At 44.1% G+C, this 24,102-nt stretch carries 21 protein-coding genes and 7 tRNA genes; 4 read left to right on the forward strand and 24 right to left on the reverse strand.

Annotated elements, in window-relative coordinates:
- Positions 1-47: 47 nt before the first annotated feature.
- The 3 genes from ESE_RS0110650 to ESE_RS0110660 form a co-directional block, all read right to left on the reverse strand.
- Entirely contained in the window at positions 48-878 is an 831-nt protein-coding gene (locus ESE_RS0110650) for a helix-turn-helix transcriptional regulator (protein ID WP_010375146.1), read from the reverse strand.
- Positions 879-1,000: 122 nt separating this feature from the next.
- Complete coding sequence (locus ESE_RS0110655; RefSeq protein WP_010375148.1) at positions 1,001-3,541, reverse strand: M1 family metallopeptidase; 2,541 nt, start codon at positions 3,539-3,541, stop codon at positions 1,001-1,003.
- A gap of 166 nt (positions 3,542-3,707) precedes the next feature.
- Positions 3,708-5,093, reverse strand: coding sequence for an amino acid permease (locus ESE_RS0110660; protein WP_010375151.1), 1,386 nt, complete (start codon positions 5,091-5,093; stop codon positions 3,708-3,710).
- Between the two features lie 107 nt (positions 5,094-5,200).
- On the opposite strand from ESE_RS0110660, the gene mmuM reads away from it, so the two are divergent.
- Both mmuM and ESE_RS0110670 read left to right on the forward strand, forming a co-directional pair.
- Positions 5,201-6,157, forward strand: a complete 957-nt coding sequence (gene mmuM, locus ESE_RS0110665; protein WP_010375153.1) for a homocysteine S-methyltransferase — start codon at positions 5,201-5,203, stop codon at positions 6,155-6,157.
- Positions 6,158-6,394: 237 nt separating this feature from the next.
- Positions 6,395-7,054 (forward strand): transporter substrate-binding domain-containing protein, encoded by a 660-nt coding sequence (locus ESE_RS0110670; RefSeq protein ID WP_010375155.1) that lies wholly within the window; start codon positions 6,395-6,397, stop codon positions 7,052-7,054.
- 42 nt (positions 7,055-7,096) lie between these two features.
- On the opposite strand, the gene ESE_RS0110675 is transcribed toward ESE_RS0110670, so the two are convergent.
- The 14 genes from ESE_RS0110675 to ESE_RS0110740 all read right to left on the reverse strand — a co-directional run bounded on the left by ESE_RS0110675 (position 7,097) and on the right by ESE_RS0110740 (position 21,930).
- The gene (locus ESE_RS0110675; protein WP_010375157.1) at positions 7,097-9,178 is read right to left on the reverse strand and encodes an ATP-dependent Clp protease ATP-binding subunit; all 2,082 of its coding nucleotides are present in this window, start codon (positions 9,176-9,178) and stop codon (positions 7,097-7,099) included.
- Between the two features lie 148 nt (positions 9,179-9,326).
- Positions 9,327-10,523 (reverse strand): MBL fold metallo-hydrolase, encoded by a 1,197-nt coding sequence (locus ESE_RS0110680; RefSeq protein WP_010375160.1) that lies wholly within the window; start codon positions 10,521-10,523, stop codon positions 9,327-9,329.
- 1 nt (position 10,524) lies between these two features.
- Entirely contained in the window at positions 10,525-11,805 is a 1,281-nt protein-coding gene (locus tag ESE_RS0110685; RefSeq protein ID WP_010375162.1) for an ABC transporter substrate-binding protein, read from the reverse strand.
- A gap of 152 nt (positions 11,806-11,957) precedes the next feature.
- Positions 11,958-12,773: a carbohydrate ABC transporter permease gene (locus tag ESE_RS0110690; protein ID WP_010375165.1), complete on the reverse strand. Its 816-nt coding sequence runs from the start codon at positions 12,771-12,773 to the stop codon at positions 11,958-11,960.
- Positions 12,774-12,782: 9 nt separating this feature from the next.
- Complete coding sequence (locus ESE_RS0110695) at positions 12,783-13,676, reverse strand: carbohydrate ABC transporter permease (protein ID WP_029237524.1); 894 nt, start codon at positions 13,674-13,676, stop codon at positions 12,783-12,785.
- Positions 13,676-14,698, reverse strand: a complete 1,023-nt coding sequence (locus ESE_RS0110700) for an ABC transporter ATP-binding protein (protein ID WP_010375168.1) — start codon at positions 14,696-14,698, stop codon at positions 13,676-13,678. The genes ESE_RS0110695 and ESE_RS0110700 overlap by 1 nt, the downstream gene beginning before the upstream one ends.
- Before the next feature lie 395 nt (positions 14,699-15,093).
- On the reverse strand, positions 15,094-15,945 hold the full coding sequence (locus ESE_RS0110705; RefSeq protein WP_010375172.1) for an alpha/beta hydrolase: 852 nt from the start codon (positions 15,943-15,945) through the stop codon (positions 15,094-15,096).
- Between the two features lie 72 nt (positions 15,946-16,017).
- Positions 16,018-16,713, reverse strand: a complete 696-nt coding sequence (locus ESE_RS11970; RefSeq protein WP_010375174.1) for a hypothetical protein — start codon at positions 16,711-16,713, stop codon at positions 16,018-16,020.
- A 161-nt stretch (positions 16,714-16,874) separates the two neighbouring features.
- Complete coding sequence (locus ESE_RS0110715) at positions 16,875-18,215, reverse strand: dihydrolipoyl dehydrogenase family protein (protein WP_010375176.1); 1,341 nt, start codon at positions 18,213-18,215, stop codon at positions 16,875-16,877.
- Between the two features lie 129 nt (positions 18,216-18,344).
- The gene (locus ESE_RS0110720) at positions 18,345-19,007 is read right to left on the reverse strand and encodes a TetR/AcrR family transcriptional regulator (RefSeq protein WP_010375178.1); all 663 of its coding nucleotides are present in this window, start codon (positions 19,005-19,007) and stop codon (positions 18,345-18,347) included.
- A gap of 67 nt (positions 19,008-19,074) precedes the next feature.
- Entirely contained in the window at positions 19,075-19,560 is a 486-nt protein-coding gene (locus ESE_RS11975; RefSeq protein WP_010375179.1) for a hypothetical protein, read from the reverse strand.
- A gap of 128 nt (positions 19,561-19,688) precedes the next feature.
- Positions 19,689-20,693 carry an alpha/beta hydrolase gene (locus ESE_RS11740; RefSeq protein ID WP_010375180.1) on the reverse strand — a complete coding sequence of 335 codons (1,005 nt, stop codon included), beginning with the start codon at positions 20,691-20,693 and terminating at the stop codon, positions 19,689-19,691.
- 111 nt (positions 20,694-20,804) lie between these two features.
- The gene (locus ESE_RS0110735; RefSeq protein ID WP_010375182.1) at positions 20,805-21,032 is read right to left on the reverse strand and encodes a hypothetical protein; all 228 of its coding nucleotides are present in this window, start codon (positions 21,030-21,032) and stop codon (positions 20,805-20,807) included.
- A gap of 73 nt (positions 21,033-21,105) precedes the next feature.
- Complete coding sequence (locus ESE_RS0110740) at positions 21,106-21,930, reverse strand: hypothetical protein (protein ID WP_137636368.1); 825 nt, start codon at positions 21,928-21,930, stop codon at positions 21,106-21,108.
- Between the two features lie 707 nt (positions 21,931-22,637).
- Between ESE_RS0110740 and ESE_RS0110745 the strand changes: the two genes are divergently transcribed.
- On the forward strand, positions 22,638-22,919 hold the full coding sequence (locus ESE_RS0110745; RefSeq protein ID WP_010375185.1) for a type II toxin-antitoxin system RelB/DinJ family antitoxin: 282 nt from the start codon (positions 22,638-22,640) through the stop codon (positions 22,917-22,919).
- The gene (locus tag ESE_RS0110750; RefSeq protein ID WP_010375186.1) at positions 22,919-23,233 is read left to right on the forward strand and encodes a hypothetical protein; all 315 of its coding nucleotides are present in this window, start codon (positions 22,919-22,921) and stop codon (positions 23,231-23,233) included. Before ESE_RS0110745 ends, ESE_RS0110750 begins: the two co-directional genes overlap by 1 nt.
- Before the next feature lie 145 nt (positions 23,234-23,378).
- On the opposite strand, the gene ESE_RS0110755 is transcribed toward ESE_RS0110750, so the two are convergent.
- From ESE_RS0110755 to ESE_RS0110785, 7 genes are all read right to left on the reverse strand, one after another.
- Positions 23,379-23,462: transfer RNA gene (locus tag ESE_RS0110755), tRNA-Leu, on the reverse strand.
- Positions 23,463-23,514: 52 nt separating this feature from the next.
- Positions 23,515-23,598 (reverse strand) — tRNA-Leu (locus tag ESE_RS0110760).
- A gap of 44 nt (positions 23,599-23,642) precedes the next feature.
- Positions 23,643-23,715, reverse strand: a tRNA-His gene (locus ESE_RS0110765).
- 13 nt (positions 23,716-23,728) lie between these two features.
- A tRNA-Trp gene (locus tag ESE_RS0110770) sits at positions 23,729-23,799 on the reverse strand.
- Between the two features lie 30 nt (positions 23,800-23,829).
- Positions 23,830-23,902, reverse strand: a tRNA-Phe gene (locus ESE_RS0110775).
- 7 nt (positions 23,903-23,909) lie between these two features.
- Positions 23,910-23,983, reverse strand: a tRNA-Asp gene (locus tag ESE_RS0110780).
- Positions 23,984-23,985: 2 nt separating this feature from the next.
- Positions 23,986-24,058: transfer RNA gene (locus ESE_RS0110785), tRNA-Val, on the reverse strand.
- Between the last annotated feature and the right edge of the window lie 44 nt (positions 24,059-24,102).

The following is a 24,102-nucleotide window of genomic DNA, read 5'->3' on the forward strand; positions in this document are numbered from 1 at the left end:
TAAAAGCAAAAAGCAGGTGAAGTACACTGACGTACTTCACCTGCTACTTAACTATTTTTCAGCGCCGTCGCGGTTAGACCGAAATTGTTCTTCAGCCCTCGATTCAATGCCTGCGTCGATGGAAAACCAACGGCCGTCGCGGTAAACGTTGCCCCTTTATGATGCACCGTCAATAATTGATAGGCATGCATCGACCGCACCTTATTCACATACTGCATCACTGAATAACCGGTTTGCTTCTTAAAACACCGATCAAAATACGCCGTGCTCAGATGTACCCGATCAGCCAGCAATTCCAAACTCAATTCTGACGCGTACATCCGTTGCACATACGCAATCGTGTCTGCCACGTTATCGGTTACCGTATGTTTGTTTTCAATACCGAAATGACTGGCCATCACCGACAGTATTTGTAAGATGACTCCTATTAATTCATCATCACGAAACTCATGATTTGTTTTCGTAATTTGCCAGACCGACAACATCAAATCGGCTAATTTTGCTTTCGCCTGCTGTTGCTCCGCTGACATGAAAATTGATGGTTTCAAGATGAAACGGATATTACCAAGCCGCGGCCCAAATTTCTCAATAAACTGACGGGATATCAGTAATAATAAGCTTTTTGTATCGCGACTCGCCCGATGAACGCCGTGCACCTCAAATGGATTAACCACCACAAAATCACCGGCTGCCATCTGTTCAGTTTCCCCGTCAATAACATACTCACGATTGCCCCCGGTAATCGTATAGTTAATCTCTAATTCTTCGTGCCAATGTTCCGGAATATCTAATGGCACCCGTTCATCCGCCCGATCAACATAATCGAAGCGAACTGTATTATCCGCCCACTCAACACTGACATTTTCATATTCGTACATAATCGTCCCCCAAAAATCACACGAACCTCTGCTAAGTTGACTATATCAGATTTAGTAAGCGCTTACAAATTAGCTGTAAAAAAGAGTACCCGATTTCATAACCGGATACTCTATCAAATTTATTACTGATTTGCTGCTTGAATGGCTGCGTTAACAGCTTCTTTTTCAGCTGCAACCAACGCAACACGCGTCTCGATAACCTTGATGTCCATCGTAATTTCACGCGTCAAACCTGGCGTTGGCAACTTAGGCTCAAAGAAGGCTTTAAATTCAGCTAAACGTTCAGCCGTTTGGAAGATACCAGCCGTCACTGTAATGTACGTGGTAAATTCCATGTCGCCACCGACTGTATCATCCAACCACTGCCACTCAGCTCGAATCCAATCCCAAGCCGCTTGTTGGCCGCGTTCATTTGCCAAAACGCCACGATACCACGCCCGCAAGTCTTGTGGCTTAATGATGTTGGCATCTTCAAACTTACCAACCAACTTTGTAATCAAAGCAGGGTCAGTTGTTTGGGTTAGTGCCACCTGAATATCTGACTTATAGTTAGCGTCTGACGAAGCAACGTATGCTTGCAATAATTGGTCAAACAATGCTTCGCTACCGAAGTTTTCCACTTCATTCTGCAAAACCAAGCCACGTACTTCGGCTGGCAAGGCTGCTAAATCAGTTTGCTGATCAACAAACAACTGATGTGCTGTTGCAATCGCATCAGCATTTTCAGCATACAGTGCTGCACGTAACACAAGTGGCCGTGTAATAGCATCGTCACTGGTCTCACCTGCTTCTGCCTGCCAACCTAGTCGGGCAACTTGCTGACGACTCAAGCCATCAAAGAAGACTTGCAATTGACGCGCTTCTTCAGAATCTGGCGTCACAAACTTCTTCAAATTATTCGCAACTTGATAAAGCGCTGTCGTTACAACGACATGTTCACTATTCGCAAACGTCTGCAACAATGGCACAACCGTCGCATATGACGTTAAACCACCTTCAGACAACAAGCGTTGATCTTGCAACAATTGCAATTGTGAAATCGTGCTTAAGCTATTGGCATCTCGCAAAATATCTGCCAACAAAGTTTCATCGTACTTCACAATAAAGTGAGAATTATTGCCAACATTCAATTGGAATGGTTGACCGCTTTCAGCTCGTAGTTGTTGATAGTCACCCACCACAATCTGTTGGTCAGTGAGCAATTCTGGCACCGCTGCATAGTTACTGTTCAACGGAATTTGCCATTGACGGCCCTTATCCTCACCTGCACCAATAAAGAATTGCTGCTGTGATAATGTCAACTGACCATCAACAACCGTCGCCGTCACAACTGGGTAACCGGGTTGCTCCAGCCATGAGTTCATAATTGCGCCGACTTCTAAGCCAGACGCCTCACCCAACGCTTGCCACAAATCCGCACCCGTTGCGTTGCCGTACTTGTGTGCATCAAAGTAGGCCTTCAAGCCCTTACGCAACGCGTCATCACCCAGCAATGCGCGCACCATGACCAACATACGGGCACCCTTTGCATAGACAATCGCCCCATCAAAGAGTGAATCAATTTCAGCAGGATCTTCAACTTGCACGTGCACTGATTGGACCCCATCCGTCGCATCACGACTCAAGGCAGCTGGCGCATCTGACGTTTGGAAAAGCTCCCAAATGTGCCAGTCTGGTTCAATCGCATCAATTGCGACGTACTCCATCATATTGGCAAAGCTTTCGTTCAACCACAAGTCATCCCACCACTTCATTGTCACCAAATCGCCAAACCATTGGTGTGCCAATTCGTGCGCAATCACAGTTGCGACAACTTGCTTACGCCGCAATGGTGTATTATCTGGATCAACTGTTAAGTAAGCTTCACGGTAAGTCACCAAGCCCCAGTTTTCCATGGCCCCAGCTGAAAAATCAGGCAAGGCCAATTGCCATGAGTGTGGCAATGGATATGGCGTTTGGTAGAAGTCTTCATAAAATTCAATTGATCGCTTCGCAATATCAAGGGCAAAGTCGAGTTCATTGGCCTTGTGTGCCTTAGTGGCAAACACACCAACTTCAACACCACTTGTTGTGCGTGTTGTCTTGCTTTGCAAATCCCCAAAGGCAAACGCAACAAGATACGTTGACATGCGAACCGTTGTTGCAAAATAGTGCACGCCATCGGCTTCACGGATTTCTGGCATGTTCGCAAGGACGGTTTCCCCTGGGTGTTCGTCAAACTTTAACGCCAAATCAAACGTCGCCTTTGCCTCTGGCTCATCAATTGATGGAAAAGCTTGGCGGGCAAATGTCGTCTCAAATTGGGTACCAACAATCTGCTTCTTTTCGCCCTGAACCTCATAGTATGACGGATAAATACCCATCATCGTGTCAGTTAGTGGCGCCGTGTAGGTAATCGTTAGGGCCGTGGGGCCGACTTCACGTAACTGCACTCGAATTGCTTCGTGTTCATTATCAACCGTATACGTTAGGGCTTCTCCCGCCTCATCGGTAACCGCGTCAATCGTTAAATATTTTTGGTGAATGGCAATTGCCAATGCTTTGGCTTCACCCGAAATTGTCGTGCGTCCGGTAATTAATTTTGAACCGCGGTTCACATCAAGATATAAATCATAATGTGAAGGTTGGAAAGTTTCGTAAAAGTGTTCATTTTCTGCTGTCATATTAACTCCCTAAGCACACATCTTTATTTTGTTCTATGTTACATAAATATTAGAACTTTTCTCATTAAAGTCAATGGTCAAGTTTATTCTAACCCCGCCTTGTAAAAATCGCTTAATAAAGGGGTAAGCCACTACCAAATTGATACCAATACCACACCTAGTTAACTTAAATATCCGCGTACGTGTGCCGGTGCTTTGCTTTAACATAGTATGCCAAATAGCAGAAACCTATGAACGGCACCATATAAAACAGCGCCATCCGTTGTGTTGGATCAAATATAATCAACACACATGACAAGAAGCTCAGAATGAAGGCAGCCCACGGCACAACTGGATACCAAGGGGTCTTAAACGTCAACTCATCTACCGTATGCCCCGTCGCCATCCAGTTTTGTCGGAAACGAATTTGTGAGTATGCAATCGCCATCCAGACCACGACCACCGCTAAACCAGAAATAGAAACAAGGACCAAATAAACCGTCGAGGCGGCGACCACACTTGATAACAGCGCTAAAATACCACCCACCATCGACAACGACAATGCGATTAACGGTGTTCCACGACGATTCGTCTGGGCCACTTTTGGAGAAATCATGCCCTCATTGCCTAATGACCATAACATGCGTGTCGATGCGTAAAGGCCTGAATTAGCGGCTGATAAAATCGCGGTCAATACAACAAAATTCATGATATCACCAGCGAACGGCAAACCGATTTGATTAAACACCAAGACGAACGGGCTTTGACTAACCCCGGCCTTTTGCCAGGGAATCAATGCCGCCATGACCGTAATACTGCCAATAAAGAAAATAATTAACCGGGCCAATGTTGTGTGAATCGCTTTAGGAATTGTATGCGCCGGATTCTTTGTTTCACCCGCGGTCACTCCAATCAACTCAGTTCCCGAGAACGCAAAATTAACGGTCAGCATCGTCGTGAAAACACCGGCGACGCCTTTGGGAAACCAGCCATCTTTCGTTAAATTGGTTAACCCAGGCGCGTGTGAATAACCATGAATTGGAATAATACCACAAATTGCTAACAAGCCGATCACAATGAAGCCAATAATCGCAATGACCTTAACACTCGAAAACCAAAACTCAGCTTCGGCAAAAACGCGTACTGACAAGGCATTAGTCACAAAAATCACAGCCATGAAAAGTAAACTCCATAACCAGACTGGTGTCCCTTTAAACCAATTCTGCATAATTAACCCGGCTGCTGTAAACTCAGAACCTAACGCAACCGTCCAGGTTAACCAGTATAAAATTGCGACAGTAAATCCCGTTGCTGGACCAATAAAACGCGTTGCATAAACGTGAAACGAGCCGGTTTCGGGCATTGCAACAGATAATTCGCCCAAACATAACATCACCAAATACACCACGAGTGCTCCCAGCCCATACGCTAAAATGGTGCCAATTGGCCCTGCCTGGTGAATTGTGTAACCTGAACTCAAAAACAATCCCGTTCCGATGACACCACCTAGAGAAATCATCAATAAGTGCCGGGCGGACATTTCTCGATGCAAGCCTGTATGATTTTCCGACATATTACCTACCTCCAACGTTTTATTGTATTTAAATTACAAAAGAATTAGAATTAACTCATATATAATGCAATATTACTAACAAATAAGCAATACGGACGGTAAAATTCATGACAGATCTTATCTCAGAAAACATTCAGCAGAACGGTCATCTGGTTCTTGATGGCGCAATGGCCACAGAACTTGAAAAGCGTGGCATTGCAACAAACACTACACTTTGGTCGGCAACAGCCCTACGTGACAATCCGCAGGCTATTATTGACGTTCACACCAGTTATTTCAAGGCAGGGGCTGATGTTGCAATCACTAACTCGTATCAAGCAAACGTGCCTGCATTTGAAGCAGCAGGCTATACAACTGACGAAGCCGAGGAAATGATCACGGCTAGCGCGACATTAGCTATTAAAGCGCGCCAAGCGTACTATGATGGTCTCTCAAACAATGACCGATTACGACGCGCTGCACATCCCCTAGTTATCGGTAGTATCGGTCCGTACGGTGCTTATCTGGCTGATGGTAGCGAATACACCGGCAAATATGACTTATCGCAGACAGCATTCAAAGATTTCCACCGTCGTCGCATGCAACTACTTGACGCTGCTGGGGTTGACGGTTTCGCTTTTGAAACCCAACCGAAATTTGCGGAAGTACAAGCGCTGGTTGATTTACTGCAAACCGAATTTCCAACGCAACACGCTTGGATTTCATTTAGCATTAACGATAATGGCCGTGAACTTTGGGATGGCACACCGTTGTCAGAAGCTGTCCAAGCATTTAACGACGTCGATCAAATTAGCGCCATCGGTATCAACTGTACCGCCATGGAAAATATCGCTGATGCAGTTGCGTTGATTAAGGAGTACACAGATAAGCCTATTATCATCTACCCTAACAACGGGGATATTTACGACCCAGCCACAAAAACTTGGCAAGAAAACGAACATGCTGCGTCATTTACAAATTTGGTGCCACTTTGGCAAGCCAACGGGGCCGCCATCATTGGCGGTTGCTGCCGGACGACACCAGCTGATATTGCAGAAATCACTAGCGTCTTAACGGACAACTAGCGGTTAATTTTCCCCTAAGCCAGACTGTTTTTTATTTTTTGACATCGGTAGCTTCACAAGCTTAGAATAACGGCATACTTTTGAAAGGGCGTGTCGAACACATGTACAAGCATTATTACAAATTAGCACTTGTTGGCTTAGCCGCAGGGACATTGTTCAGCGCCAGCGTTTGTAAACGCTAGTGCTGCAACAGTCGGTCACCTTAACGTTATTCATAAGGGACAACTAACAGTCGGTTTGGAGGGCGGTTTCGCCCCATTTTCATTCCGAACAAAGTCAGGTAAACTTTCTGGCTTTGAAGTAGCATTAGCAAAAGACGTAGCGAAGCAACTCAAGCTGAAGCCCGTCTTTGTGCAAACTAAATTTGATTCTTTGATTTCCGGCCTGGATACTAAAAAATATGACGTCGTCTACAACGATATGTCGATTACACCTGAGCGCCAAAAAGCCTACACCTTTGGGCGCGAATACTTATTCACGAAGTCGGTTTTGATTACCAAGAAGGGGTCTGATATCAAAACTTACGCTGATTTAAAGGGAAAGCGAGCTGCTGAGACGACTTCTTCCAACTTTAGTCAGGCGGCCAAAAAAGCGGGTGCTCAAATTGTTGCTGCCCCTGGCTTCGCTGAACAACTAGAATTAGTTGCCAACGGCAAAGCCGATGTGGTCCTTAATTCACAAGATTCGTGGACTGCCTACAAGAAGGTCCACCCTGAGACTAATTTGCAAGCAACGGTAACAAATGCGCTTGGCCAAACAACGGCTGCACCAATGCTAAATAAGCACAATAAGCAATTGGCTAAGAAGATTTCACAAGCCCAACGCAAGTTAGAAAAAGATGGCACCATGAAGCAACTGTCAGAAAAGTACTTCGGCGCTGATTTAACTAAAAAATAAGCAAAAAATACCTGACCGGCATAACCGATCAGGTATTTTTCTTTACTCTTCTGTTGTTACCGATGCAGGTGCTACTGATTCGGCAGTCACAGTGATGGCATCATCGACAACTGTCGCTTGAAGTTGCTTAACATTTGGATTATCCAAATAGAAATCAGCTACCCGATCTTCCAATTGCTCTTGGATGACACGGCGCAATGGCCGAGCCCCCATCGTTGGGTTATAGCCTAACGTTACCAACTTCTCCGTTGCTTCCGGTGAGACATCAAGGTGTAATCCTTGAACTGCAATCGCTGTGTTCATATCAGCCAACATCAAATCAACAATTTGCGTCAAGTCATCCTTGGTCAACGCATTGAACGACACAATGTCGTCAAAACGATTCAAGAATTCTGGCTTAAAGTACGGTGCTAACTTGGCTTGCAAATCAGCCGTTGCCTGCCCAGCACTGGCCCCAAATCCAACCGTCGTTGTCTTATCACCCGTGCCGGCATTTGATGTCATGATGATAATCGTATCCTTAAACGATACCACGTGACCTTGTGAGTCCGTCAAACGACCATCATCCAACACCTGCAAGAACATATTCATTACATCCGGGTGCGCTTTTTCAACCTCATCCAACAAAACCAATGAATATGGTTGGCGTCGTACGGCTTCGGTTAGTAAGCCAGCCTCTTCATACCCGACGTAACCAGCTGGCGCTCCGATCAGCTTTGAAACTGACTGTTTTTCCATGTACTCTGACATATCAAAGCGAATCATATTATCTGACGAACCAAATAGTTCCTTGGCTAATTGCTTGGCTGTTTCCGTCTTTCCAACACCGGTTGGTCCAACAAATAAGAAGCTACCAATTGGTCGACCAGTCTTATTGAATCCGACACGATTACGACGAATTGCACGGGCAATCTTATCTGTGGCTTCCTTTTGACCAATAACATGGGCAGCTAAGTGTTCACCAAGATTACGCAACTGATTTTGCTCAGACTCGGCCAATTCACCCACGGGAATACCGGTCCGTTCTTCAACAATTTGCTGAATGTCTGCTACCGTGACTTGTTGCGCCCGCTCATTTTGCGGTGCTTGTTGCTCAACAGCCTCAAGTTGTAACGTCAATTGATTAACCTGATCACGCCAGTAGCCGGCCTTTTCAAAATCTTCATTATCAACGGCGCGTTGCTTTTGCTTTTCAGCATTTGCCATTTGCTTTTCAATTTCAGCTGGATCAGCAACCTTCACCGTCAAATTCTTACGCGAACCAGCTTCATCAATCAAATCAATAGCCTTATCGGGCAAGAAACGGTCATTAATGTAACGGTTTGAAAGGTCAACAGCTGCTGCCAACGCGTCGTCCGTATACTTAATCTTGTGATAATCCTCATAGCGGCCACGAATACCCTGCAAAATTTGCAGTGCTTCATCCGCTGACGGTTCATTAACCTGTACTGTCTGGAAACGACGGGCGACCGCCGCATCCTTCTCAATTTTACGATACTCATTTAGCGTCGTTGAACCAACTAATTGGAATTCACCGCGGGCCAATGCCGGCTTCAAAATATTGCCGGCATCCATTGAGCCATCACCAGTCGTACCAGCACCCATAATCTCGTGAATTTCATCAATGAAAATAATGACATCATCTCGTTCAGATACTTCCGTCATTAATTGTTGCATGCGCTCTTCAAATTGACCACGCATACTCGTCCCTTGTACCAAAGAAACCATATCCAAACGAATGACTTCCTTGCCTTGCAACTTAGCTGGTACTTTTGCATTAACGATGGCTTGTGCTAGTCCTTCGACAACGGCAGTCTTTCCAACACCAGCCTCACCAATTAACACGGGATTATTCTTCGTGCGCCGGTTCAAAATCTCAATGACCCGGGCAATTTCTTTATCACGACCGATAACCGGATCAATCTTTCCTTGACGCGCTAATTCGGTCATGTTAATCCCATATTGGTCTAACATGCCACGCTTTCCATTACCGCCGTTACCCGACCGTTGTGCGCGCAGATCCTGTCCTTGACGCATTTGTGCAGCTTGATTACGTGCTGCTTCGTTATTCATCATCCTAAAAATATCATCAATATTTGAAAAACCAAATGGTTCTTGTGCCATAATAAACAGCCTCCCTCATGACTATTCTTCAAAGCAATTTCCTCGATACCATTATTTTAGCACTCATAATAGATAAGTGCTAATTTAAGTTTTTGTAGCATATAACTAAAGAGACTGGAACAGATACCGTCCAGCCTCTTTTTGCAAACTATTCAAACGTAAAAGTTTCGCCTTTTTTCGGCAAATAAGTCTCGATGCCAATTTGTCGTAGCGCTTCTGCCTCACGTTCTGGGTGGAATGAGTGCCAAGGCACTGTCATTTTCGCATCGACTTCCACTGCGATTCGCAGTAAATCATCAGGCGTCGCATGGCCACTAGCACCCGCAAGTTGTAGCGCCACACCACGTTGCGCAAGATACGCTGTTAGATCAGCATAACGTGGGTCATAATCACCCAACGGCTCACCGTTCATATGCAAATAACTAAATGTATCAAACGCATCGAGCAAATGCAGATTATCAAAGTGATTTTGCAAGACGTATCGGCCTGGCTGTTGTTGCATATCTGCCACTGTAACATCCCGTCCAAGCATTATCTCATTAGACGCGCCCATTGCACGAAGAATGCCAGCAAAGCGTTCGTCCCAAACCAATTTACGATTTACCTGGCGGGCGGCTGCACTCAGCTTCATTAGCCGTTCAACATTACGCTCATACGGATTAATGACAACTAGCTCATCAGATGCCATTGCGTTCGTAAAATCAGTTAAAACAGTCGCTTCAGTTCGTCGTTGTCGTGATGTATCGTCATCAAACGAAAATTCAGTTCCTTCAATAAAAAACAAATCTGGTCGATGTTCATGCAAGTATTGCGTCCAAGCCGTGACACGTTCTGGGTGCCATCCGTCATAACGCACATCGCCACTATGCACAAAACGGTGTTGTCCGTCCGTAACCTCAAACATTACAGCACCCATAATATCGTGATCCGTCGCGAATGCGCGAACCGTTAAATCGCCAATTTGCACATCTTTATTCGGTGCTATTACTTGCACCTGTGCATTGGGTGCTGACTCTAAGCCCTGACGAATCAACTCTGCATAAAGCGTTGCCGATTCCATTGTCATGTAAACCGGTGTCAGTTTTGTCAGATATTTCAGTGCCCCCATGTGATCCAAATGCAAATGAGAGATAAAAATGGCGGTCTGCTTATCACCTGCGATATCTGTAAATAAATCTGGCAAAGCTGGCAAAATCCCGTTGCTTAGCAAATCATCCGGTTGGCTGTCAGCAGGCGCAAAGTTAATCCCAAAATCCATAATCACCCGAGCCGTTTGCGTTTCAAACGCCACCACATTACCACCAATTGTATCGACTCCGTTCAGAACCGTTACCGTTGTCGTCATACTACTTGTTATCCTTCACAATCTTCGTCGTTTGCTTTTGCAAGGTGTCCAATGCATCCTTTGGTGCCGTCTTCTTCGTTAGCATTGCATCCGTGGCACTTAGCAAATCGGTGCGGTACTCTTGATAACCTAAGAATGCCGTATCAGAGAAAGCCCCTGGCAATGAATCAGAAGCAGCCTTGGCCAATGGGTTCGCCTTCAAGTACGACTTGTAATCAGCTGAATTGGCTGCCTTCTTCGTAATTGGCAAATAACCAGTTGCTTCAGCCCACTTCTCAGTTTGCTTATCTGACGCCAAGAACTTCATAAAGGCAAAGGCCCCTGCCTGTTCCTTCTTAGAAGCTTGCGCCGTCGTAACCAAATTATTACCAGCTAGCATTGTCGCTTGCTTACCCTTATATGACGGCATCACAGCTGTACCCCAATCAAATCCTTGTGGTGCAGCGGCCTTGGTTGCTGAAATACCGGCTGATGATGAGAATGACAACGCTGTTTTACCATTAACAAAATTCGTCGTCCCGTAAATGTCAGAACCGGCCGTCAACGCTTCGCCATTGTCCACCATATCAGTAATTGTTTTAGCTGCTGCAACTGCTTGCTTCGAGTTAACGTTCACCTTACCTGCCGGCGTCACCAACTTTACGCCTGCTGATCGAACCATTGAGTTCCATTCCATATCAAATGATTTATCGTAACCAACCGCTGCAATATTGTGATCTTTCAACGTCTTTGCCATCTTTGCAACGTCATCCCATGTCTTGGGAACCGCTAAATTATATTGCTTTAAGATCGACTTGTTATAGAACATCACGCGGACCGAAGCTGAAAATGGCATCGCATAGTAAGACCCCTTGTACTTTGCTTGTTCCAAGAAACCTGGATAGATGTTCTTCAAATCAGCTTTCGATAAGCCGGATTTCCCCTTCACTTGACTATCCAAATTGGTCACGATGCCATCTTTCGCATAATCTGGCACCTGGGTATAGGTTGCTTGGGCCATGTCAGGTAGCGTCTTTGACTTAGCTGCCGCCATCACCTTTTGATTCAAGGTCGTATAATCACCTTGCGCCGTTGCAACAATTTCATACTTTGATTGTGATGCGTTAAACGCCTTGATTTGGTCATCCAACGCCTTGGCGTAGTTCCCAGTCATGGCATGCCAGAATGTAATCTTGGTTGGCTTTGATGCTGCATTCGCAACCGTTGGAACCGCCGTTGCGAATACACCTGATGTCAATGCCAATACCGCTGAACCTGCGAACAATTTCGTCCAAGTCTTCATGTTAACTTTTCCCCTTTTTTCCCACAAAAAAATAACAACCGCTGACTGTCAGACACATCACAGGGCCCTTGTGATATTTCCGAACAGTTTAGTGCCGACAACTTTGTCATCACCACTAAACCGTTCACAAACATACTGTGAACAGTCACTAATTAACCTTTGATACCAGTATTCGAAATACCTGCTACGACATACTTATTGAGTAATAAGTACATGACGACCATTGGCAAAATAACAAACGTTGACGCCGCCATTAGTTCTGGATATTGCACCCCCGAATCGCTTGAAAATGCCTGCAACCCAACCGGAAGCGTTCGCATCTTCTCCGTATTCGTGACGATTAACGGCCACATAAAGGAATTCCAGCTCCCAATAATTTGCAAAAGGCCAATTGCTGTAATCGTTGATTTCGCATTTGGCACCAAAACGCGCCATAAAAATTGCCAATCACTCGCGCCATCCAATCGGGCGGCATAATACAATTGATCTGGCACACTCGCAAAACTCTGCCGTAACGTGAACACCGCGAAAAAGGATGCTAACCACGGTACAATCAGAGCGCCATAAGTGTTCACCAAATGTAATTCTGATAGCGTTACGAAATTAGGAATGATTAACATTTCGCCAGGCACCATCATTGTCGCTAGCAAAATCGTAAATAACACTTTTTTGCCAGAAAAATTCAGTTTTGCAAATGCAAACGCAGCTAGGATTGACGTCACCAATTGACCCAGCGTTGTGGCCAGCGAAACAACCACCGAATTAATCAAGTACGTGGCAAATGGCGCCGCTTGCCATGCGCGCACCCAGTTCCCCCACTGAAAGTGTTTCGGCAACCATGTTGGGGGCGTTTGTAATGCTTCAAAGCCTGTTTTAAACGCTGTCGATACCATCCAAAAAAATGGCAATAACATTGTCAAAGCCCCTAAAACTAAGAGGATATAGACTAATATTTTCTTTGATTGCATGATACCCTCCTAATAATGAACGTGTTTCTTGCTCCACCAAAGTTGGAACAGGGTGACAACTAAAATCATCAGGAAGAGCACCACCCCTGAGGCCGCGGCCAATCCATACTTATTCTGTTCATAAAACATTTGATAGAGGTAATAAACGACAGTTAATGTGCTGTGCCCTGGTCCTGGTTGTCCACCAAACAAGGCAAAAATCTCATCAAACACCTTAAACGATCCAATCACTGCATTCACCGTCACCAAGAACGTCATTGGCGAAATCATCGGTAGCGTGACATGCCAGAAACGTTGCCAACTATTGGCACCATCAAGCATTGCCGCATCATACAAACGTTGATCAACATTATTCAAGGCCACCAAGAATAGTAAGATATTAAATCCTAAGCCCTTCCAAATTGCTAGAATAATTAATGCCGGCATTGCATAATGTGGATCATTTAACCAATCGATTGGGTGCACACCAACAAAGCCCAACAGGTAATTCAACAACCCCGCATCCTTGTTATAAATCCACCGCCAAACCATTGAAATCGCAACAACACTGGTGACAAACGGCATGAAATACAACGTTCGAAACAAACCAGCCAATCGATTTATTTGATTGAGTAAACTCGCAATCGCTAACGACAAAATAATTTCAACAGGCACTACCCCGACCACAAAAACAATCGTATTCCAAACCGCTAAGTGAAAATTATCATCCTGCCATAACGTTTTAAAATTATCAAACCCAATTGCATTAACTTGGTTCGTAAAAAAGTTGTAGTCCGTGTAAAAGCTCATCGCTAGACTCTTGATAATTGGATACAAGCTGAACATCCCAACAATGATCAGCATAGGCAATAAATAACCTAACGCTTTCAAATTATCACGCCAAGTCGGTTTCGTATTATTCATCATGCCCGTTTACCATCCCAATCAATTGGCAAACGTTCACCCGCTGCATTAAAGGCATACACTCCAGTCCTATCTAAAGACACCTGGTCAACAGCTTCGATAATTTCTGTGGTAACTAACCGATAATCGCCCAATCGTAACGTTGCCTGCCGGTCCCGGCCAAACGCTTGAATTCGTTCTGCGGTTACTGGTAACACTGGCGCATCCATCACCGGACTCTTAATCGCTTCCGGCCGAATACCAACGGTCACTGCCGTTGCTGGCAACACCAGATGTTCACGCAAGGCAGTCGCTGGTACTTCATTAATCACCGGTTCCCCAATAAAGCGGGCCACAAATTGATTCTGCGGATTCTGGTACAACGATTGTGGCGAATCAAATTGCTGAATAACACCATCATTCAAGACCATGATTTTATCAGCCACGTGCATCGCTTCGCTTTGGTCGTGCGTGACAAAAATCGTCGTAACCCCCGTCGCTTGTTGAATACGTCGAATTTCTTCACGCATTTCAACACGTAAACGGGCATCTAAATTAGATAACGGTTCATCCAACAGCAACACACTCGGATTTTTTGCCAAAGCGCGGGCAATGGCGACACGTTGTTGTTGACCACCAGATAAAGCACCCGGTTTCTTATTTAGTTGATCATCCACTCGTACTAATTTTGCCAAAGCGCGAGCGCGTTCATTGCGAACGTCTTTCGTCACTTTTGCCATCTTCATTGGGAAGACAATATTTTCCAACACGGTCATGTGCGGGTATAACGCATAATTCTGAAAAACCATCCCCACGCCACGTTGCAGAGCATCTTTTTCAGTAACCTCATCATCCCCGAAAAAGATTTTTCCTGTTGTTGCTCGCAGTAGACCCGACACCAAATTCAAAGTTGTTGATTTTCCGCCACCACTCGGCCCCAACAAAGCAATCAATTCGCCATCCGGCAATTCAAAATCCATATCATGTAGCACTTCAACGCCGTTGTTGTATGTCAGCGTTACATGTTCAAACCTCACATTCACGATTGTTCCCCCATATCTCAACAAAAAATCTTAGTAATGGCTCTGGTGCATCCTGCCAAAAGCCGAAAAGTAACTCTCCGTTAGTATTTATGTCGATATCATACCTTTCCGTTATCATTTACGTCAATATCCTAATTGACGTTAAACGTTTTAACAAAAACAAATCTTTTAATTATTAATCAGCTTTGGCAAAATCGTCCTATCCCTGCCACACTTATTAGACTAGTCGTCCAACATTTAGGCTTGATTGTGATTACTTTTTAATTCGGTATGCATTTCGTAAATAGTCACTTTACAAAGTTCATTTGTCCGCCACACAAAAAACCGCCTAGAAAAATTTTCTAAGCGGTTTTTCTATCTATAAAAGACACGTTTTACTAGTTGCAATAACGTTTCTATTTACCCCACAAGAAATTAATCATTTCCCGATTAACAACTTGGTTATTCTCGTGTAATTTACTATGTTGTGCATTTGGCCCAACAATTTCTTTCTCACGATACGATTTTGGCCGATTTCCTAACAGATAACGCAACGACTTCGCTGACGTTGTCGTGACACGTCCATCTGAGTGGCTACCATTATGTAAATCACCATACATATTCAAAACCGCCACTTGTTGATCAGGATAATTATCCCGATGTGCCAATAACCATTCATAATATGACACCATTTTCGTTGGCTTGCCTTGCGCATCTAATGTATTATTGGCAACTTCTTTATTCAAACCAAGAATACCATCAAAATGACCCGCAATGTTCACTTGTTTGCGCAGTTGCGGTAATGATTTATCCTGACCATACGTCATTTCATACGTCAGCAACCCCAAATTCCCCATCGAATGGGCGACCGCATTAAACGACTTAATTCCATAGCGCTGTTGCAAGGCTACAATGACGTGTTTGATCCATTTCGCATCCGTGTGAAAATCTGCATTACGATTGTCCGAAAAAACAACTTGAACCATTGGATTGTACTTATTCTTATCCCAATGGCCCGACAACTTCACTTGACCATCCTTCGTAACCCGCGCCGTTAACATTTTCTTTGCCGCACCTGCTTTTTCCGCTGCACGGACCAAGTCTTTCGTCGAATTCAAAGTGCCACCATACCCGTGAATGAAGAGTGTTGGCACATTAGAATAGGTATACTTTGCTGTATCACGCTTCAATTTCAGCGACTGATGTAGCCCAAATGCAACGCCAACTATCGCCACTAACGCAATGATTGTACTCATCCATTTTTTCATTTGGCATCCCCCTTAGCATCAGTTTACTACTTAACCCATAAACTGCGAGGAACTGCATCCAAAATGGCCATTTTAGACGTTCGTATTGTTGTGCTTTGCCAAAATATTCTGTGCATTATCCGCTGTATTTTGCGCATCTTGTTCAGCCGCCCGTAATTGATTACGTAAATCGTCAACTTCTGATGATAGCGAACTAATTTGCGCGTGTGATGCATGTTGCAAATCATTATATTGATTCGTGACGTTCGTCAATTGGTTCTGCAAATTACCCAATTGCCCATTTAAACTGCCAACCTGCGCACTTAAACGATCAACTTCTTGTTGCTTCAATTCAACTTGACGGTTACCATCCGCAATTTTCTGTTGAATTTCTTTTATCTTTTCATCCAATTGACCACGTAAGCTATCATTTTCAGTTTTAGCCTGATTCAATTGACTCGTTAATGCCGTCACGGCTTGTTGTGCTGCCGACAAATCTTGTTGTGCCGTCGCTAACTTCGCATTCGCAGCGTCACGTTGTTGCGTCAACGTCGCAATCGTTGCATCCGCATCCTTCAAGTCCGCTTTAAGTTGCTTTACCTGATTCTCACGGTTCGTCAACATACCATCCAATTGGCCAAGCACCTGATTAACCGTATTCATATTAGTTGCACCATTCCAACCGGAAACCGCAGCCGAAGCCGCTACGGCAGCTGAAGCCGACACCCCAACTACCAATAACCCCAACACCCACTTTGACTTACACACTGCCATAATCTTTTCTAACATCCCTACTTCATTCCTTCCATTTTTTAACCGACATTTATGCGCCACGTTAATCATACTTATGTATACTAATTCGCTTAATAACATATACTTAACCGCTCGTTAAAAAATAGTTATTCTCAAATTAAAAAGCCCGGTTCTCACCGAGCTTTCTATGTAGATTATTAGGCTAAGAAATTCGCCAACAACATTGGTAACATTGCTGACGGCGTAGGAAAGGCATAAATCGTCTTATTCAAGTCCGCCTTCGTGTACTTATGGTTGATAATTGGCACCAACGTATTCACAAGTTCTGGCGCTGCATCCCCAATCAACGCGGCCCCGACCAACTGTTTTTGCTGATTCAACACAATCTTCACTTTGGCTTCCGTGTCATGATGGCTGGCAAACATCCCCAATTGCGCAAAGTTAATATCATAGACATTATACTCATCCGAGTCAGCCGCTTCAGCAGTTGATACCCCAATTTGCGCCATCCGTGGCAACGTAAACGTCACTGATGGTACTGCTGGATATGCAATCGCTGCGGTTGTCTGACCTAACAAAACATCCGCAATATACAATGACTCAAATGTGGCCGTTGGCGTCAAACGTGGTGTTGTCTTCGCAACGACATCACCACTGGCGTAAATATGCGCCACCGTGGTTTGCATGTGATCATTCACAATGACACCGCCACGATTGGTCTCAACACCAATTGACGCTAAATTCATATCGTCGGTATTGGATACGCGGCCAGTTGTATCAAAGACCATGTCCGCTTGGAATGTGTTGCCTTGTGCCGTTTTCACGCTGAAAACATCACCGTCTTGTGAAATCTGTTCAACTGCATTATTAAAAGCAAACTTAATGCCTTTAGCTGTCATCAACTCAACTACTCGGTTGGTGTAGTCTGCATCAAAATTAGCCAATGCCCGGTCAGCATATTCAACAATCGTAACATCGCTACCGGCAGCTTGCGCAATTGACGCAAACTCCATTCCGATAAAGCCAGCTCCAATCATAATCATTGACTTAGGCATTTCTGGCAAATCTAAGAAATCCTTGCTGTCATGCGTTAATTCCGTACCCGTAACTGGCAACTTAGCTGGGCGTTGCCCCATTGCCAACACAAAATTATCAGCCGTGTACGTGTCGTCATTAACCGTAATCGTGTGGGCATCAACAAATGATGCGTGCCCAAAAATAATATCAATGCCATCGACTGCCAAAATTTGCGCCATTGCTTCATCCATTGGATCGATAACTTGGTGCTTGTAGGCCATCAATTCAGGCCAAACAATGTTCACCGCATCGTTCATCCCAATACCGTGGTAATTGTGTAAGTGATGTAACAATTCTGCCGGTCCATCGAGCAAAATTTTAGCATTGCAGCCAAAATTGGTACATGTACCAGACACTTTCTCCTGCTCGATTAACGCAACACGCTTACCTGCACGGGCCAATTCTTGTGCACCGTGCCAAGCAGCATGACCACTACCAATAAAAATAATGTCGTATTTCATGATTAATACCCCAAGTTTCTTTTTCCTGTATGCATACCAAGTAAATGCTTATTGATAACTTTATCACTAACTTTTTAACAGGTCAAACAAAAACCCTTCAGCTGCTAAGTAACAGCCAAAGGGTTTCCTTTACTTATTTTCTTGGTTTATTTGTTGTAAAATACGATCGCGCAATTCATCACGCTGTTCGGACGTTAAGGTATGCGTCGCAATAACTTGGTCACACACATCCGCCTCATAACCCGCAATCATCGCAATCAAGGGCACCAAGCGTTTAAGACCACGTGCCAAATCAACTTGACGATCATGCTGCAATGAATAGTACATCACTTCTGCAAAGCCACCCCAAGCATCCACCACATCAATATAGGCAGCTTCGAATTTAGCTTCATCAACTGCGTCAGTTAATATATTCACTGACCAAATCACCTGGTTGTACATTGACTCATCTGCTAATTTGCGATTTTCGAGAATTTCTTTAAGTAAATGGCGCAATTCTGGGTGCCAAAAAACAGCAAAATACAACTGACTGGCTAAATAATAGCGCTCAAGACGGCTCGCATCAGGAAATTTCTGATCGACGATGACTAATACCTGATCCGAAACTTGCGCCATTAACATATTTGAGAAATCTTCTTTTTTCGCAAAGTAATATTGGACAATCGAACGATTCAGTTGGGCAGTCTGAGCAACGTCAGAGAAAGATGTTTTCCCATATCCCTTGGCCAGAAATAGTTGCCAAACGGCGCGGCGAATCTGTTTAATTGTCTCTTCATTCCGTTGCCGTCCCATGATTACTTCGCGCTCCCATTCATTATATGTATTCCTGTTATTGTACCAAATTTTTCGCTTCTCCGGCTCAGTCCTGTAACCGACTATCACGGACCACCATCGCATTACGGCGCATCATTAACCAAACCAGCCACGTCTCATCAATTTGCAAAGCGTGTCGTTTTGGCCGACGCACTGTCTGCGTGGGCGTTAACCAACCAATGCCATCTGGTAACGCCGCTAGAATTTCATCACGATATTTGTCGGCTAATTCATCGGTTGTCACCAAATAATTATAATGACCCACCCATGATTTCATTGCCTGTGTTCGAAAATCTTGTATCGACACCTTAATTTCGTAAGCTCGCACTGTTCGTTGTGTATCGATACTAATGAAATCAACCCGGCCTTGATAGCCAGCCTTCTTACGACCTTTTCCCAATTTGTTTGCCGAGGCATCCGTTGACAATGTCACTTCAGTCGCCCCGTAAGCACTAACTCGACCCTTGCCACGTGGGTTAAGACGTGCAAATAACCAATTTTCAAGCGCAATCGCTTCTGGTCGCTTTGCCATTTTCTCGGCCTCCCTTATTTTTCGATCCGAAAACCATTAATTACTAATTTAACACCAATTTTTTGCAATGAAAAAGACATTCAATCTCTCGAATGCCTCATATCCAGTATATATAACTTTTAACACAATCACGATTCAGCTAAAACAAAATCTACCAAGTCTAACACCGCTTGTTTGGCTTGCGGATAGTCACCAATTTTGTCTACAAATGCATGCACCATGCCATTGTAACGGATGTAAGCGATAGTTCCACCCGCATCACGTACCCGTTCGAAGAAAGCCTCTCCTTCCAAACGGAGCGGATCAAACTCACCGATGATTAGCAATGATGCCGGTAACTCAGCAAGCATCGCTGCTGGTGCATTGATCGGCGAAACCGCCATTTGCTCATCATCAACGCCTTGGAGATACCAATCTGAAATTAACGGACTTTCCCTAAATGACGCAATATACTGCGCAATCAACGCTTGGTCAGCTTGGGCACCATATGCCTGGATATCCGAAAAATCCATTTCCTTTTCGGCATCATGGCCATTGTAGACAGCCGGATACATCGCAACCAATTTATGCAAATAATTCGACTGTAAATTCTGGTCAAGCAAGGCCACCGTATAGGTTAGGTTACCACCAGCTGAATCGCCTGCTAATGATAATTGCGTTTCATCAATCCCATATTGTTTTGCCGCTTGATGCAATGCCACAACCACGCGATATACATCTAACATTCCTGCCGGAAATGGATGCTCCGGTGCCAAACTATAATCAAGCGCAAAAACTCGTAGCGCCCCGGCATCCGCCATTTGCTGCAGAATTGGCGTCACATTCGCAACGCTCCCGCCAACAAAAGCGCCCCCGTGAATGAAAACAACAGTCGGTAAAACTCGGTCATCATATCGTTGTTGCACAAATTCAGTCACTGACACCCCGACAATTTTATGGGCCCGTACTGTCAATTCATTGACCGCTTCATGATGAGCAGCAGGCCACCCCATCACCGCGCGAATTTCAGCCGGTGTTGGTTGATGATCAAAACTCGGTCCCGCCGCGTTGATTTCTGCTTTAGCCCGGTCATCTAGATAGCCAGAGGTCGTGGTACCGGGTCGAAACCTCTTAGTAAATTCATCTGTTGTCATTGTTAAATACCCCCTCACCAGCAGTTTAATCGCTTTCGGATATGGTAACGGGCACTTTATGACATTGTTTTAATTGTTTATTGATACTTTTCGTGAGGTAATTATCTAACCCTATTCATCTAATCGATAATACTTTTCAACTCGAGACAACCCCATTTTGGTATATTTTAAAAATACAAAGTACACGGCGTAAATAAAGATACAAAACGCCAGATAACATAGTGCTACAATCACAAATCCGCGAAACGTCCGTGGAAAGATTAAGCTCGGCATCACCACCGCCGCTAATACTAAAATATCATGATTCGCTGTTTTCCTAATCGCGTTCGCCTTTTCCATAATTCCCCCTAATCACATTCATAGTCCACATATATTTGCCATTCATGTCATACTACTCCACCACCAGTACTAGTTATAAAGCTAAATAACTGAGCTCCCCATTAATCATTAAAGTCGCCTCGCCTTGAGCCGTTGTCGTTATTTCTTGGTAATAGTCAGCCTTTTTCCCTGTATCTTCGGGGTCTAATAAATAAGCAATTCTTCTCTTTAACAAGATAGGTAATTTATGCAATTCCTTATAATCACCAACCGAATTTTTGCCATTAATAAGCTTTTGCGTCATTACTTCACCTACCATATAGTCACTCAAATATCGAGATTTCATTCTTTTATCAGACAAAACCGTATTAAAAACCTTTTTCACCAACTGCTTCTGTTCATTCTCTAATCGACCTTTTTTCAAGGCACACACATAATTCAAATAGCTTAAATAAATAATGATATGTGACTCCTGCACCTTGCCTAAAGGACCATCCAATGTTGATAATACCTGAGGCAAAAGAGCATCAAATTTTTCTGTGTATTCATTTGTCAAAAAATATGAAACAGTGTAATGCAGCACCGTTTCTTCGGGATTCATAACCAAGTTCAATAGCATCGAACCATCCGTTGCTAAATTATTTAATGGCAATAATGTAACTGCAGCTATTACGCCATTCATCAATGTGAACGTCTCCACACCTAAGCCAGCTTTTAACGGCAGTAACATAACAACTAGTACATTAGCTACCGCACCACCCGCATACAGTATTCCTAAATTCAAAACAGTTGGTTTAGCATTTCTAAACACCACAAAACTCCCTAGTCCACTCCCTTCAAACCGAATTTTTTTCTGATTATCAATAACAAAACCAAACAGTCCCAGTCGTGCTATGTTAATTTTCAATAACCAAGCCACGATACAATGACCACATTCATGTATAACAACAGCCCCAATCCAGCTTAATATAATGTACAAAACTACCAATTTTAATCCCCTTATTTACAAACAATTGCATTCACAGTGCTTTATTATGTCATTTATGATTAACACTACTCAACTAGCATATTTTAATGGTCCTTTGTAAATCAATGCCTCATAGTTGACAAGTGTCAATCATCATTCTAGTGAAATGTCACAAAATATAAGCCATGTTTTCTACATGGTTTGCCTTAGGTCTCCACTATGCCAGGCAAAGATATTGATACTCTCAATACACCATGCTTGCAGTTGAAACATCAAATGTTTTTTCCTTCCGTTCGTGACGAAATCGGTCTACCTGTGAGAAACATAATTTCTGGCAAACAAGAATTAACGAATGGTTCTCAAGCATCCTAAAACATCCCCTGCTGAATCTGATCGTCGCGCGAGATGGATACGCAAATGGATTAAAGAAAAAAGGACAATAAGCATCCAACTCATGGGGTTCAGTTCAGTTTAACGACTAATACATCCTTTTGGTTTCTCTGCGTGACCTGTGGACAAGCTTTTTAATTTTCATTTCAATCTTTGTGAAATCTAAAGAGGCACCAACAAAATATATCTTTAATAAATCGGCACATCATGACGTTTTGTGCCACATGGTGGTATAATATTATTACGCACTAGAAAGGACGGTGGTAGCTATGACTCACACAATCAAGCGTCGCGTACAATTTTCAGTTGACGAAGGAGTTGCCGAAGCGGTCGAATCTCTACTAGCTAAAGCTGGTTTGACTACCAGTACACTATTACCATTGGTATATGCACAAATTTTGAACACCGGCCAAATTCCAATCACGCACGAACTATCTGATGAAGATTTGGCTGAAGCAAAGATAATTGCTGACAGTTACGAAGTACCAACCTTTGAGGTAAATACGGACGCTGATGTTCAAGCCTTCTTCGATGATGATGGTGGTTACTAGTGGCAAAGAAACTCTATTGGGCGTACGTATCATTTGTAGATCAACCAGGTGGCAAGGAACGCCCCGTATTGTATGTACGAGAGAATCAAGATTCATATTTTGTTTATCGGTTGACGACCAAGTTTGCAAATAAGTCACCACAAATTCAGAAAAACTATTTCGAAATTCTAGATTGGCAAGCTGCTGGGCTGCCACAAAAATCATGGATAGACCGTGGCCGCATCAACAAATTACCTCGCGCAACAACCAAGCTACGTCATATTGGTGAGCTCACTACTCATGATATTAAGCGACTTGCGGCATTCAAATCGTAAACCTAAATTCACCTTACAGAGTCTGCACGGATTTTGTGGGTGATTTTTTATTTCCATTATTAATATCTGAAAAATGCCATAAGACAAAAAGAAAAGACGTTCGATTTCTCGAACGTCTTACTTGTAACCCGAAGGTCTCTACTTATGCCGTCGGTGGGGGTCGAACCCACACTCCCTTGCGGGAACTGGATTTTGAGTCCAGCGCGTCTGCCTATTCCGCCACAACGGCATGATTAGTATTAGATAAAAGCCTAAGCTTGATGGGAACCCGAAGATTCCGATGCCGTCGGTGGGGGTCGAACCCACACTCCCTTGCGGGAACTGGATTTTGAGTCCAGCGCGTCTGCCTATTCCGCCACAACGGCATATCTAATATTAATCTGATGATATGAAAGTTATAACTTTCAAGGGCGGTAGATGGGAATCGAACCCACGCATGTCGGTACCACAAACCGATGTGTTAACCACTTCACCACTACCGCCATTATCGTCAAGCAGGGGTAGAGGGAATCGAACCCCCACCAACGGTTTTGGAGACCGTCGTTCTACCGTTAAACTATACCCCTATTTTGGATGTAAATGTTATTCACTTCCAATGGCGCGGGACGGAATCGAACCGCCGACACTACGAGCTTCAATCGTATGCTCTACCAACTGAGCTACCGAGCCATTATAACGGTCACAACGGGATTCGAACCCGTGATCTTTCGCGTGACAGGCGAACGTCCTAACCAACTAGACCATGCGACCAATGGACGTTACAGGGATCGAACCTGTGACCCCCTGCTTGTAAGGCAGGTGCTCTCCCAGCTGAGCTAAACGTCCATGATATTTGTTTCGTGCTTCGCTTTGTTTTTGATAACCTCGCT

It is taken from the genome of Weissella cibaria KACC 11862 (genome assembly GCF_000193635.1).
Classification (GTDB): Bacteria; Bacillota; Bacilli; order Lactobacillales; family Lactobacillaceae; genus Weissella; species Weissella cibaria.